Source organism: Brenneria sp. L4-2C (assembly GCF_040240335.1).
GTDB lineage: Bacteria > Pseudomonadota > Gammaproteobacteria > Enterobacterales > Enterobacteriaceae > Brenneria.
In genome coordinates this window covers 392,233-405,163 of sequence record NZ_JBEIAC010000002.1, presented here as the reverse complement: position 1 = coordinate 405,163, position 12,931 = coordinate 392,233, and the positions used below count along the sequence as shown (strand labels likewise).

The 12,931-nt window shown below is 51.6% G+C and carries 15 protein-coding genes and 2 tRNA genes; 8 read left to right on the top strand and 9 right to left on the bottom strand.

Annotated elements, in window-relative coordinates:
* Nucleotides 1-390: 390 nt before the first annotated feature.
* Complete coding sequence (locus ABRZ26_RS05795; RefSeq protein ID WP_319603300.1) at nucleotides 391-690, bottom strand: HigA family addiction module antitoxin; 300 nt, start codon at nucleotides 688-690, stop codon at nucleotides 391-393.
* Between the two features lie 101 nt (nucleotides 691-791).
* Nucleotides 792-1,025 carry a helix-turn-helix domain-containing protein gene (locus ABRZ26_RS05790; RefSeq protein ID WP_010308638.1) on the bottom strand — a complete coding sequence of 78 codons (234 nt, stop codon included), beginning with the start codon at nucleotides 1,023-1,025 and terminating at the stop codon, nucleotides 792-794.
* 169 nt (nucleotides 1,026-1,194) lie between these two features.
* Between ABRZ26_RS05790 and ABRZ26_RS05785 the strand changes: the two genes are divergently transcribed.
* Nucleotides 1,195-1,482: a helix-turn-helix domain-containing protein gene (locus ABRZ26_RS05785; RefSeq protein ID WP_049776295.1), complete on the top strand. Its 288-nt coding sequence runs from the start codon at nucleotides 1,195-1,197 to the stop codon at nucleotides 1,480-1,482.
* 89 nt (nucleotides 1,483-1,571) lie between these two features.
* On the opposite strand, the gene ABRZ26_RS05780 is transcribed toward ABRZ26_RS05785, so the two are convergent.
* The 3 genes from ABRZ26_RS05780 to mtfA all read right to left on the bottom strand — a co-directional run bounded on the left by ABRZ26_RS05780 (nucleotide 1,572) and on the right by mtfA (nucleotide 3,981).
* Nucleotides 1,572-2,834: a tyrosine-type recombinase/integrase gene (locus ABRZ26_RS05780; RefSeq protein ID WP_319603299.1), complete on the bottom strand. Its 1,263-nt coding sequence runs from the start codon at nucleotides 2,832-2,834 to the stop codon at nucleotides 1,572-1,574.
* A gap of 164 nt (nucleotides 2,835-2,998) precedes the next feature.
* Nucleotides 2,999-3,074: transfer RNA gene (locus ABRZ26_RS05775), tRNA-Asn, on the bottom strand.
* A gap of 109 nt (nucleotides 3,075-3,183) precedes the next feature.
* The gene (gene mtfA / locus ABRZ26_RS05770) at nucleotides 3,184-3,981 is read right to left on the bottom strand and encodes a DgsA anti-repressor MtfA (RefSeq protein ID WP_319603298.1); all 798 of its coding nucleotides are present in this window, start codon (nucleotides 3,979-3,981) and stop codon (nucleotides 3,184-3,186) included.
* Between the two features lie 94 nt (nucleotides 3,982-4,075).
* On the opposite strand from mtfA, the gene ABRZ26_RS05765 reads away from it, so the two are divergent.
* Nucleotides 4,076-4,165, top strand: a tRNA-Ser gene (locus tag ABRZ26_RS05765).
* 172 nt (nucleotides 4,166-4,337) lie between these two features.
* On the opposite strand, the gene ABRZ26_RS05760 is transcribed toward ABRZ26_RS05765, so the two are convergent.
* Entirely contained in the window at nucleotides 4,338-4,889 is a 552-nt protein-coding gene (locus tag ABRZ26_RS05760) for a histidine phosphatase family protein (protein WP_319603297.1), read from the bottom strand.
* Between the two features lie 237 nt (nucleotides 4,890-5,126).
* Here ABRZ26_RS05760 and ABRZ26_RS05755 point away from each other — a divergent pair, with 237 nt between their 5' ends.
* The 4 genes from ABRZ26_RS05755 to ABRZ26_RS05740 all read left to right on the top strand — a co-directional run bounded on the left by ABRZ26_RS05755 (nucleotide 5,127) and on the right by ABRZ26_RS05740 (nucleotide 7,669).
* Entirely contained in the window at nucleotides 5,127-5,594 is a 468-nt protein-coding gene (locus ABRZ26_RS05755) for an Hsp20 family protein (RefSeq protein ID WP_319603296.1), read from the top strand.
* Nucleotides 5,595-5,849: 255 nt separating this feature from the next.
* The gene (locus ABRZ26_RS05750; protein WP_319603295.1) at nucleotides 5,850-6,017 is read left to right on the top strand and encodes a YqaE/Pmp3 family membrane protein; all 168 of its coding nucleotides are present in this window, start codon (nucleotides 5,850-5,852) and stop codon (nucleotides 6,015-6,017) included.
* Between the two features lie 349 nt (nucleotides 6,018-6,366).
* Nucleotides 6,367-7,278: an AEC family transporter gene (locus ABRZ26_RS05745; RefSeq protein WP_319603294.1), complete on the top strand. Its 912-nt coding sequence runs from the start codon at nucleotides 6,367-6,369 to the stop codon at nucleotides 7,276-7,278.
* 52 nt (nucleotides 7,279-7,330) lie between these two features.
* The gene (locus ABRZ26_RS05740; RefSeq protein WP_319603293.1) at nucleotides 7,331-7,669 is read left to right on the top strand and encodes an antibiotic biosynthesis monooxygenase family protein; all 339 of its coding nucleotides are present in this window, start codon (nucleotides 7,331-7,333) and stop codon (nucleotides 7,667-7,669) included.
* Nucleotides 7,670-7,710: 41 nt separating this feature from the next.
* Here ABRZ26_RS05740 and ABRZ26_RS05735 read toward each other — a convergent pair whose 3' ends face one another.
* Nucleotides 7,711-9,186, bottom strand: coding sequence for a sensor domain-containing diguanylate cyclase (locus tag ABRZ26_RS05735; protein WP_319603292.1), 1,476 nt, complete (start codon nucleotides 9,184-9,186; stop codon nucleotides 7,711-7,713).
* A gap of 402 nt (nucleotides 9,187-9,588) precedes the next feature.
* Here ABRZ26_RS05735 and ABRZ26_RS05730 point away from each other — a divergent pair, with 402 nt between their 5' ends.
* Together ABRZ26_RS05730 and ABRZ26_RS05725 are read left to right on the top strand one after the other, a co-directional pair.
* Nucleotides 9,589-10,506, top strand: a complete 918-nt coding sequence (locus tag ABRZ26_RS05730) for a lipid kinase (protein ID WP_319603291.1) — start codon at nucleotides 9,589-9,591, stop codon at nucleotides 10,504-10,506.
* Nucleotides 10,507-10,525: 19 nt separating this feature from the next.
* The gene (locus ABRZ26_RS05725; RefSeq protein ID WP_319603290.1) at nucleotides 10,526-10,816 is read left to right on the top strand and encodes a hypothetical protein; all 291 of its coding nucleotides are present in this window, start codon (nucleotides 10,526-10,528) and stop codon (nucleotides 10,814-10,816) included.
* A gap of 101 nt (nucleotides 10,817-10,917) precedes the next feature.
* Here ABRZ26_RS05725 and moeB read toward each other — a convergent pair whose 3' ends face one another.
* Together moeB and moeA are read right to left on the bottom strand one after the other, a co-directional pair.
* Nucleotides 10,918-11,670, bottom strand: a complete 753-nt coding sequence (gene moeB, locus ABRZ26_RS05720; RefSeq protein WP_319603289.1) for a molybdopterin-synthase adenylyltransferase MoeB — start codon at nucleotides 11,668-11,670, stop codon at nucleotides 10,918-10,920.
* A 2-nt stretch (nucleotides 11,671-11,672) separates the two neighbouring features.
* Nucleotides 11,673-12,905, bottom strand: a complete 1,233-nt coding sequence (gene moeA / locus ABRZ26_RS05715; RefSeq protein WP_319603288.1) for a molybdopterin molybdotransferase MoeA — start codon at nucleotides 12,903-12,905, stop codon at nucleotides 11,673-11,675.
* Nucleotides 12,906-12,931: the final 26 nt, after the last annotated feature.

Here is a 12,931-nt window from a genome sequence, read left to right as displayed (position 1 = left end):
CAGGCCGCAGTCCGTAAAAGTTAAAGGCGCTGATCGTCAGCAGGAGTGAGTTAGCCGGATATTTTCGGCAATGTTGAGGCATCAGCCAGTAAAGGCCGGCGCGTGAGGTGGTGGCTGTGAATTTGTCTCGTGTATATCTTTCAGCCTCAGACGCAGAGGATTTTGCGTCCCGGTATTGCAGAGGTACGTACCGCTAAAAGGGCTGGTCATCCTGTTAACAGGCGCTTCTTTCAGACCGTGAAGCATGGGCGTTGTCTACGACAACAAGTTGCAGGAAGGAGATTACGCCGTTATTTATGGCGCAGAAAGGGGAAACTCGTTTTTTTGGAAAAAGAGTTTCCCCTTGAATTTATCGTGAATTTGTGAATGAGAGACTGCCGCATTAGCCAGCTATTCTTCGCTTTGCATGTTATCCCGACGGTGGCGCAGTGGATGGATAGCAGGACGGGGCTGCTGCAAAGCCTGCCAGAGGGCATATTCAGACTGCATATCCGCCCACATTTCAGCACTGGTATTCACCAGCGCGCCCAGACGCAGCGCCATATCTGCCGTAATGGGGGCATGACCGTTGAGGATACGGGATAACCGTGAACGTGATATTTGCAGCGCGAAAGCTGCCTGTGTGATGCTCACGCCTTCAAGATAATCGCGGAGTACTTCACCCGGATGGGGTGGATTAAATATTTGCATAAAACGTCTCAGAAAGTAACATCACGCTGCCGCGCTGCGCTTGTCGTCTCCCGATCTTCCGCCAGCAAAGCTGACGGAAGATCGGGAGAGCCGGTTTAGCTTTAGCGATGTTCCGGCTTACGGTAACGGGATGGCCAGATTTGCTCGGGCGTAACGCCCAACTCTTCGGCAATCAGCTTTTCCCCTTTGGGCCAGTGTCTTGTTAATGCATTTGCCAATGTAGATGACGCCAGCCCCGCCTGACGGGAAACAGCGGCAAGCGTTGTGCCTTTCTTTCTTAACCCGGCGATGATATCTGCCGGGTGCCAGTCCAGACCCTTTTCTTTCAGTTGCATAATATCCCTCTCCATATTTAACCGCGAAAAATTCTGTAATTCCTTAATATTGATTATTTATAGAACAAAATTCAAGCATTACATGATTAATTAAGGTAAAGCATGAAGAGAGCCTTCGCCCATAAGAGCGATAATTCGCATATCTAAGGAAAACGGCGGGTGTCCAATCATGATTGGGAAAAGGCTAAAAATTGCCAGAGTCAATGCCGGTCTGACTCAAACAGAATTGGGCGTTCGCGCAGGTCTTGATGAAGAATCGGCAAGCTCTCGAATCAGTTCCTATGAAAACGAGGTTCATGCACCAGATTTTGGGTTAGTGTGTAAATTTGCGGCAGTGCTCGATATACCAGAGGCGTACTTTTACGCTGTGGATGATGATCTGGCGACAATGATCCTTCAATATCACCAGTACAGAAAGAATCATTCCGGCTCAATTGTATTTGTGAAACCACAGTGATATGAGTCATGTAATTAACTTTGCCCCTGTGCAGGGGCAAAGGGCAGGTTTCCCATTTATTATCAGGAAAACAAAGGACTCTATTTTTATTACGATGCATTTTTCAGGGGCGCGGCGTACTGATAGGGTGAAATATACCCGTCGAGATTCGCATCCAGATAATCCGCCCACCACTGCACCATCTTGATCCGCTCTTCCAGATACTCAGCTTTGTGAACATAGGCTGCTCGGACGCTGTTTCTTTCCTGATGGCTCATTTGCTTCTCAATGGCTTCTTTGCTCAACAAGCCCGACTCACTCAGCGCAGCACACGCCATCGCCCGGAAACCGTGGCCGCAGACGTCTTTTTGGATGTCGTAGCCCATTACGCGCAACGCCTTGTTAACGGTATTGTCGCTCATGCATTTATCCTGATCGTATTCGCCGGGGAAAATAAACGCCAGATGACCGGAAAGCGGTTCAATTTGCTTTAAGATCGCGATGGCCTGTTCGGATAAAGGAACGATGTGCTGCGTTTTCATTTTTGTGCCACGATGAGAAAAACGCACGTTTTCGATCGGTTCCCGCGTTTCCGGGATTATCCATAATTTCTGCTGCCAGTCGATTTCACTCCAGCGTGCAAAGCGCAATTCGCTGGATCGTACAAAAAACAACAGTGATAGTTTAAGAGCATATTTGGTCAGCAACCTGCCGGAGTAACTGTCCGTCCGGGATAACAATTCAGGCAGCTTCTCAAGCGGCAGGGCAGGGTAATGGTTGGTTTCCGGCGGCGTAAACTCACCATCCAGATCCAGCGCCGGGTTCGACTTGATTAACTGCTTTTTCACCGCATAGCGCATGATCTCATTTACGTAGTTTTTTAGCCGTGCTGTGATTTCCAGAAAGCCTTTACTCTCCACCTTACGCAACGTGAATAACAGATCCGCTGTTGTGATCTGATCGATAAGGCTGTCTCCGATATCCGGGAAAACATACATTTCCAGCCTGCGCTGGATGGTTTTTGCGTAATGCGCAGACCAGCGACGGTGATCGGCGTGCCAGTTCATGGCGATCTGGCGAAATGTCTGCCCGTTTTTCCTTTTCTGCTGCGCGATTTTCTTATCAACAGCAGGATCGGCACCTTCACGCACTTTAGCGCGTGCGGCATCGCGTAGCTGACGCGCCTTAAACAGGGAAACATCCGGGTAGGGACCAAAGGCCAGCTTTTTTTCTTTGCCATAGATGCGGTACTTCATGTACCAGAGTTTTGAGCCGTTGGGTTTGATCAGCAGGTACAGTCCTGAACTGTCTGCCAGCTTGAAGGATTTATCGGAGGGTTTGATCTTGCGGATAGAGGTATCGGTTAATGCCATAGCGGGGGCTCCATTTTCTCAACGAACCGTGAGGCCCCCGATTAAGCCCCCAAAAACTATGGATGTCAAGAAACCCGGTAGTCCTTCTCAGGATAACCGGGTAAAGATAACTTCTTGTTTTTTAAACGCTTCAGGACTTATAGGAACGTCATGAAACTAAAATCTGGCTCCTCTGACTGGACTCGAACCAGTGACATACGGATTAACAGTCCGCCGTTCTACCGACTGAACTACAGAGGAATCGTGTGAACGGGGCGCATGATATCCGGCGTCAGATGTACTGTCAATGGCAAAGTCGAGAGTAATTGTCTGACTGTTTAGGCTGTGTACAGTTCTTTCTTCACGCGGGCTAATAAGTAACAGGCGCCTGATAGTCCGTGCTGTTTTGCCACGCTTTCAGTCTGGTTAACGGGTCCTGACGATAGAATCCTGTAAAGCACTGATATAGAAGTGGGAATCGCTCCTGTAATAGGGCCGGCGCGCTGAAGAAATACTCGGAAAGTACGGCAAAGCATTCAACAGGATCCTGGGCCGCGTAGGGATCCATACTGGCTGCGTCTTCTCCGACTAAATCGATTTCTTCCTGTAAGGACTCCATGGCGGCATGGAGGCGCTGCTCCCACAGGGCGACATCGCGCAGGGCAATCAGCGGAACCCCGGTCGACATGCCCCCGCCGCGGAGATCCAGCTTATGCGCGACTTCATGAATAACGAGGTTGAATCCGGATAGATCGAACGAGTCCTGGATCTCCTGCCAGTTCAGTATGATAGGCCCCTGATCCCAACTTTGTCCGGATTGCACCACTTTGCCGGTGTGAACCAGTCCGTACTCATCCTGCCATTCGTCATCTACCGTGAAAGGCGCGGGATAAATCAGCACGTCGTGAAAACCATCCAGGTTCTCAATGCCCAGTTCCAGGATCGGCAAAGCAAACAGTAGTGCGATGCGCTGCTGCATAATGTCGGTCAGCGCCAGTCCTTGTAATGGAAGGACGCGTTTTAGCTTCAGGAACTGATCCGCAATATTCACCAGCCGCGTCCGTTCCCGATCGCTTAACGGCGCGAGCAGGGGGATTGCCATCGCAGACTGCCAGCGATCCTGCACATCAACCTGAGGTTCATTTGTTTTCCACGGCCACTTTATCATCGCTGTTGCTCGCTAAGTCATCACTTGAATTCAAAGACGATAGCTAAGGCTGTTAAAATGCCTCAAAAGAGGGCATTATAGCAACCGCTTAAACGGAGAGATGCCGGAGCGGCTGAACGGACCGGTCTCGAAAACCGGAGTGGGGGCAACTCCACCGGGGGTTCAAATCCCCCTCTCTCCGCCACTATTCAATCACTTACAGTGATTCTATTCTGTGACGATTAGCTCGTCGGGGAAAATCATCACAAGATCGCAGTATCGCTTCCTTATCCAGTGGAATGCGTTGCTTTTAGCCGCCGCGATGGCGCGATTTGCATAGCGTCAGCCTTTTTCTCATAACATCATCGCGTACTTTGTTATCCGCGTTTATAGATCGCGGCGCGCCAGTAGCCATGACCTTGTTTGCGTTCCTCACACCATCCCTGTCGTTGAAGCTGCTTCGCAATCAGATGATTCATCATTCCATGTCCCAGCAGCAGTACGGATCCGGATTCCGCCAGGGCTATGAGCTGATTTGCCGCCAGGTATGCCCGTTGTCTGGCCTGGTGTTTGGATTCAACATGTCGTCTGTAGCCGCATAGCCAGGCCAGACGAAAAATAAAGCCCCAGTAAAACGGAGAAAGCCGCGGCCAACGCCAATGCGTAACCGGTAGTTCGGCTTCGCAAAACAGGGCGTCGATGACGTCAGGTCGATATCCCAGGGCTTGCAAAGAAGCAAGCGCCCGGGGAGACGAGCTTGCGACGATGCGGGTCGCGCGCGCCGCCAGTTCTCTGCCGGCATCGGGCGGCGAATCATCGCCAATTTCGGCCTGATTGTACCGCTCGATCCAGGATATCATTTCATATGGCGAGACTTTCCGGCTTACGCCCAGACTGGGTTTGCCGTGCCGCATCAGTATGATCTCCATGGTCTGGATTTTCCTTGTCAGCGTGAATAAAGTCGCAACGAATGGCCGGATGACGACCGGGCGCGGCGGTTTCTTTTATCGGTAGGCCTCAAACTTTTGCACATAGCAAAAATGTGATTTTCCCGACAGAAACACACTTGAATTTTTCACCAATGCTACCATCTTATTAAGCGGACAAGCGATGCTTGCCTCATAGGTTGAGCTTTTGAATGTATCAAGATATTCAGGAGGTTAATTATGGCACTGAGAACCTTGTCATTGTTCCCCGATATTTCCGGTTCGCTGTTTTCCGATCGTTTTAACCGTATTGACCGGCTATTTAGCCAACTGACCGGCGACACGCCGCTGTCGGCGACGCCGTCGTACGATATCCGTTTATTAGGCGACAACCGCTATGGGATCACGCTGAGCGTACCCGGCTGGAAAGAAGATGAATTGGAAATAAAAACCACCGGCGGTCGACTAAGCGTAACCGGTAAACGCGAAGAGAAAAGCGAAGCTGAAGATGAAGGTTGGCTGCATCAGGGGATTAGCCGCGCCGACTTTAGCATCAGCTATGCGTTGCCCGAGCATGTGAAAGTTCAGGGGGCGGCGCTGGAAAACGGGCTGTTGACCATTGAGTTGTATCAGGAAATCCCTGAAAGCGAAAAACCGCAAAAGATCGCGATCGAAAATCGCGGCAAGGCGATAGAACATCAGGCCTGATTATGGGGACAGGCGGCTATGCCGTTGTGTCCAATGAATAATATTTTACGTTAAGTCATGCTCAGGATGAATGCCGGTCGGCAAGGCTGATCGGCATTTTTTATGGCGGATGTTCCGTGCCGCCGCAAGCCAGGTTAAAGATCGCTCACGGCGTGTTTTGCTGTCCTGCTAGACGCGCGATAGTCGGCGATAAATTTGTCGGATTGCTCCGCGTGAGCTAGGTTGATAGTTAATCATTACGTTACGGAGATAAATATGGGTTTTTGGCGCATCGTTTTTACCATTATTTTACCCCCACTGGGCGTGTTGCTTGGGAAAGGGATTGGTTGGGCGTTTATCCTGAATATCATTCTGACGCTGTTGGGGTATTTCCCCGGCCTGATTCACGCATTTTGGGTACAGACGAAAAACGACGGTATCTGAGCCGGATGATATCGACGCCGCTTCTTCAGCGCAGTTGTATTTAGTTAAACGGGCGACGCCGGCGGCGTCACCCGTACACCCTGCATCTTTCTGCCGGATATAACACGTTTGCGACTGTTCAGTCTGCAAGCAAAAATGTTATTCTGATCACACGTTTTTTCTATCTTCCATGCCGTAAAACTACCTGTTGCATCATCGATTTTCATCTTTTGCCGTTGGTGGTGGCCAGCAGTTGCTCTTTTATACGTTAAATTATATAACCGCATAATCTATAAGGCGATTATCTCTTGCCGTCTGGTCGTTCAAAATGCGGATGTAGCAGTTATCTTTGTCGTATCGGGGAATCAAGATGGTTGATGTGCTTATCAAAGCCTTCTCATTTATTTTTGTCATCATTATCGGATATCTGCTGAAACAGTATGGCGTATTACAACGATCCGACAGCCTGGCGCTGTCCAGGATCATGATGAATATTACCCTGCCTGCGGCGGTCATCACCGGGTTTGCCAGCTTTAAAGTCGATCACTCTTTATTGATTCTGGTGGTACTGGGGTTGGGGTGTAATCTTTTACTGATGGGGGCGGGGTATTTGATTGCCCGCAAAGGCCCGGATGAAATGAAAGCCTTTTATATCATCAATTCGCCGGGCTATAACATCGGTTGCTTTACCTTGCCTTATGTGCAGAGTTTTCTTGGTCCGGCCGGCATCGTTGCGACCTGTCTGTTTGATGCCGGAAACTCCATTATCTGTACCGGCGGCAGCTACGTTGCCGCATCACACGCCACCGGCCGCAGCGCCGGTCTGAAAAGCACGATTCGGCGGCTGTTCTCCTCTGTGCCGTTTGATGTCTATATGTTGTTGCTGATTGCCGCGCTATTCGGTCTGCATCTTCCCAGTCAGGTCACTTTGGTGACATCGACCATCGGCAACGCCAACCCGTTTCTCGCCATGATGATTATCGGCATGATGCTGGAAATCAATATCAACCGGGCGGCGCTGGCGAATGTATTAAAGGTACTGGCGCTTCGCTACGGCGTAGCCTGCGCATTCGCCGTGTTGTTTTATTATTACACGCCGTTGCCGCTGGAAATCCGTCAGGTACTGGCCGTGGTGGTGTTTTCGCCGGTATCGTCGCTGGCGCCTTTGTTCACTTCAAGGTTCAGCGGGATGTTCGCCTCGGTTTCCAGCTTTACCAATTCGCTATCGGTCATCATCAGTATTACCATCATGACGACGCTGCTGACGCTGATGCAATCATAAAAGAGCGCGATATAGCAGTGATGTTATTAATAATATTTTTATGGAGCGCTGAATGAGTCATGCCGGTTTTGCCCGACTGCCTGAACCGCCGTATTTCGCCGTGGTTTTTTCATCACAACGTACGCCAGGGGATCGCGGATATGATGAGATGTCATCCAGAATGGCTGAGCTGGCCATGACGCAACCCGGATACCTTGGCGCGGAAAGCGCGCGCGACCAGCAGGGGTTCGGGATAACCGTTTCTTACTGGGATTCTCTTGACGCGATCAAACAGTGGAAGCGTCATTCAGAACATCGTATCGCGCAGGAGTTCGGTATTGCCGAGTGGTACCAGCATTATGAGTTGCGAATTGCGGAAGTGAAATACGCTTATGGTAAACGCCAGGGCTGATGCCGTCGGACAGCGCCATTAAAGCGGCGCTGTCCGGCTGGCTAGTCGTCCGATTTGATGACCCGATTACGCCCTTGCTGCTTGGCCTGGTATAGCGCGATATCCGCCCGGTTGATTAGCGCATCCAGCGTTTCCTTTGCCCGATATTCCGCCACGCCGCAGCTGATGGTGACCTGAATCGTCTCGTTACGGAACGGCACGACCATCGCTTCAACGTCATGACGCAGCGTTTCGGCGCGCGTCAGCGCATTGTCGATATCGCAGTTGTCCAGTAGCACCACGAACTCTTCTCCTCCCCAACGGCAAATTCGATCGCTGTTGCGGATGGACTGTTGCAATATCTGCGCGATTTTCTGCAACACCAAATCACCGGCGCCGTGTCCGTAGCGATCGTTGACTATTTTGAAGTGGTCGATATCCAGCAGCACGATGGCGATAGGTTGATGTTTTGCCTGTCGTTTGCCGCTCAGCCGTTCAAAGGCATAATCGAACGCCTGCCGGTTCATAATCCCGGTCAGCTTGTCGGTTGTCGCCATCAGCTCCAGGCGGCGCTGATAGCCGCCGATGGTCAGCCAAAGCAGGAACAGAAACAGCGTGCTGACGGCGATGCTGACCCCCAGATTTTTCATCAGCGTAGCGAACAGCCGCCGTTCGCTGGGATGGCTGGTTTGCTCGACCATTAAATACCAGCCAAACTCGGGGATCAGGCGGGTATTGAGAAAGATTTGCGTATCCTGAGCGTGGTATTCATAGGCGCCGCCCGGCACCGTCAGAATCGAGGTGGCGAGGGTTGCCAGTCCGGGTTGCTGTTGAATTTTCAGAGCACGATCGTAGGTTTTTCCGTGCAATGCGACGTTGCCGGTTTTATCAATGAAGTAAATCGTGCGGTTGTAGCGCTGCTCATATTTTTCAATCAGCAGTTTGACCCGCTCGATGGGAATGCCAATACCGGTGACGCCGATGAAGTCGCCGTCATAATCCAGGACTTTATGGTTAATAAAAATATCCAGATGGGTACGGTCTTCGGGATCGACGCGGACATCAATGAAGTAAGGGGTGTCATCCGACAGATTTCGGGCTTGAAAAAACCATCGATCGTCGAGGGATTGCGCCGAGATAGTGTGGTGAACGCGTTGAGGATCGTAAAAACGTTTCGTTTTGTCCGAGGCAAAAAAGGAAAACAGGGTATCGAAGCGGCGGTCAATCTCTTTCAGATAGCGAATCATGGCCTGCGAATCGCGTTCATCAGCAAGAACCCAGTCGCGAACAAAGGTGTCGTGCGCCATTAGCGATGAGATAAAGATCGGTTTCAGCAAGTCCTGCTGAATTTCGGAGTACACGTTATCGCTGGTCAACGGCAGCGTATGTTCTTTTATTTCTTCCTCCAGCGATTTTTTGGCTACTTCATAGCTGGTCCAACTGATAATCAGAAATGCGGTGAGCAACATGACGGCGAATATTATAATTGCGCGCGTTTTATTCAGCCAACGTGAGTTTGTTATCAATCCAGTCAGCAAAACGGTACTCCCGGTGTCATCAATGAGGTAGCAGACGGAAAATCATTTCTGAGCATCACGGCTGCCGGTCAACTTCCTTATTGAAGTTAAGCAGGCGTAGCCGGAAACAGCAACATAACGTCAGCCTGAATGCGTTCGAATCAACCTTGCAGGCGAGGGAGAAAGAAGGCGGCGGATCAAAGGATAGGACGCGTTTACTTTTGGACGGGTTATTGACGGTAACGGAAAATAAAATAATGCCCCGGCGGACGATATTTTAATGGACTATCGTGAATAAGCGCTATCGCCGGCAATAATGTAATGATTTGTATTTTATTGTGGTCTTACTCAATGTAACTTGTGAAAACCGATGAAATAGTGGTATCAATTAACGTTGGTCACGGTAATGAAGTCGGATAGACAATGGCGGCAGAAAGACGAGAAGATAAACAGGGGCGCTCGACGGCGCTGTTATTTATTAATCAAAACGCGAGAAATGGCGATTCATCGAAGTCATCTGTGGTTCAATTATTACAATCGCATAATATTAAGGTTATTGATCCCGGCGAACAGCATTCCGATTCCTGCGGCGATATTATCCGCGCCCATGCGCATGATGTGGACTTTGTTATTATCGGCGGCGGCGATGGCACGTTGAACTCGGCGGCTCAAGCGCTGGTTGATACCGGCTTGCCGCTGGGCGTCCTGCCGTTAGGCACGGCGAATGATTTTGCCCGTACGCTGGGGATACCAAAAGATTTGAAGCTGGCGATACAAATTATCGCGGCTGGAAATTTAAGGACCATCGATCTGGGGGAAGTGAACGGTCATCTGTTCTTTAATGTCTCCAGTATCGGATTTTCGGCTGCGCTGGCGCGCGGGCTATCGGCCAAGTCGAAAAAACGTTGGGGAACGCTGGGCTACGCGCTTGCCGCGTTTAAATTGCTTAAGCAGAGTCGTCCGTTCAGGGTCGAAATCGAGCACGACGGCATCAAGGAAAGCGTCAGAACCGTTCAGGTTTCCGTGGGCAATGGCCGTTTTTACGGCGGCGGCATGACGGTGGAACAGACGGCCGCGCCTGACGATGGCCGACTGGATGTTTATAGTCTGGAGATCTCCCATTGGTGGGAAATGCTGGCGCTGCTGCCTTTTCTGCGCCGGGGAACGCACGGGCGATGGCGCAAAGTACGCGCTTTCTCCGCGACCGGTTTAACGGTGCATACGGCAAAGCCGCATGATATTAATGCCGACGGCGAACTGATTGGAAAAACGCCGGCGACATTTACGTTGAGGGAAAAAGTCATTCAGGTCTTTTCCCCAAAAATCGAGATGGTTAATTAAACTAATATAAGTGCTGACGATGCAAACTATTATTTCTGCGATACTGGCTTTCTTTTTGTTTGAGCCACTTGAAAATGAATTAAATCGCTATGCGGAATCTATCAATATGTCGAAAGAAACCGCGCAGCAGGTATTTTCATGTTTAAAATCAGAGACGCCGAAAATTATTGACAAGGTTCAATCCGATCTTTGGTGGACCACGACGACCGTGCTTTCAATTTGGACCGGCGTGTCTGATGTTGAACAGATAATTACCGAGGCCGCGCCGCATTGCGCCGCGCCATTTAATAAAGTTAATAAACTAACCTGATTGCTTATTTTTTATTGTATCGCGTGGATATACCCTGAATACTTCGCGTCGCGGGAAGGCCAACGCTCAGGCAACCTGAGGTATTCAGGGGATATTATTACTCAAGCGCCGCAGACTTCGCAGCCTGGATTTTTAGGTAATTTTATTTCCCGGAACTGCATGGCGCCGGCGTCGAATATCAGCAAACGGCTGGTGATAACCTTGCCGAATCCCGTCACTAACTTGATGGCTTCCATCGCCTGCAAACTGCCGATGGTACCCACCAGCGGCGCCATCACGCCGGCTTCCACGCAGGTTAGCGCGTTTTCGCCGAACAGCCGGCTGAGGCAACGATAGCAAGGCTCATCTTGCTGGTAGGTGAATACGCTGAGCTGACCTTCCATACGGATGGCGGCGCCGGAAATCAGCGGTTTTTTCAGATGAAAGCCGATGCGATTCAGGCGATCGCGGATGGATACGTTATCGGTGCAATCGAGCACCGCATCGTGTTTCTCCACCAGTTTGCTCAACGCCTCATCATCCAGATCGGCGTTAATGGCATCAAGGGACAGGTGAGGGTTAATTTCCGCGAGCGCAATCCGCGCTGATGCAACCTTGGTCATGCCGATACGGGCATCATGATGCAGTATCTGTCGCTGAAGATTGGAGAGCGAAACGGTATCGAAGTCCAGCAGCGTCAGGTGGCCGACGCCGGCCGCCGCCAGATACTGTGAAGACGCGCAACCCAGCCCGCCGAGTCCGACAACCAGGATGCGTGCGGCTTTCAATTTTTCCTGCCCGTCAAAATCAAAGCCGCGCAGCACGATCTGGCGATTATAGCGCAGCGCTTCTTCATCACTGAGTTCCGGCAGCATGGCTAATTCCCCAACAGCGCATTGAAAGGTTCAATCTCGACCCATTCGCCGGCGGCGACGCGGCCGCGTTCGGCTTCCAGCACGATAAAGCAGTTAGCCTGACTAAAAGAACTGAATACGTGAGAACCCTGATGACCGGTGGTTTTAACTTCCCATTCGCCCAGGGCGTTGCGGCTAACAATACCCCGCTGAAAATCGATGCGGCCCGGCGTTTTTTTCAGCGCGCTGGTGGTTTTCACCCGCAGGCGCGTTGGCGGGCGCCATTGAGAATGACCCGAAAGACGGGCCAGCAACGGCTGCACCAGTTGATAAAATGTGACGACGGAAGAAACCGGGTTTCCCGGCAGGCCGCAGAACCAGGCGTTTTGCAGTTTGCCGAAGGCGAACGGTTTGCCGGGCTTGATGGCGAGCTGCCAAAAATCGATATTGCCCAGATCTTCCAATATCTGTTTGGTGTAATCCGCCTCGCCGACGGAGACGCCGCCGCTGCTGATCACCAAATCGGCGCCGCTGTCGGCTTGCCGGAACGCGTCGCGCAGCGCGCGCGGATCGTCGCGGACGATGCCCAGATCGTCGACATCGCAACCAAGCTGTTCCAGCATTAAACGCACGGCGAAGCGGTTGGTGTCGTATATTTGTCCGGCTTGCAGCGGTTGGCCGACGGGCTGAAGCTCATCGCCGGTTGAGAAAATGGCGACCTTCAGGCGACGGAACACATCAACCTGCGCGATCCCCAGCGATGCCAGCAAGGGCAACTCCGCCACGCTCAGCCTGGTTCCGGCGGGCAGCACGCAGGCGCCTTCACGGATATCTTCGCTAGGCAGACGGATATTCTGCCCGGCGCTTACTGGGTGAAGAAAACGGACGCCTGCTGCGCTGACCTCCGTCTGCTCCTGCATGACAACCGCATCCGCGCCTGCGGGAACCGGGGCGCCGGTCATAATCCGAATACAGGTTCCTGACGGCCACACGCCGTCAAAGGGCGCGCCGGCGAAGGCCTTACCGGCGATCGGGAGCGGGGCGGCGGACAAATCGGCGCGGCGAATGGCGTAACCGTCCATCGCGGCATTGGCAAAGGGGGGAACATTTATGGGCGAGGTTATCGCGCTGGCGGTGATGCGGCCCGTGGCATCATACAGTGAGACGGTTTCCGTTTCCGCTATCGCTTCAAGCCGGGAAAACAGTTTTTCCTGTGCTTGTTCGAGAGTCAATAAACCTGGGCTAACGCTTTCCATCAGAACTCCATCATGTTATTCATTGC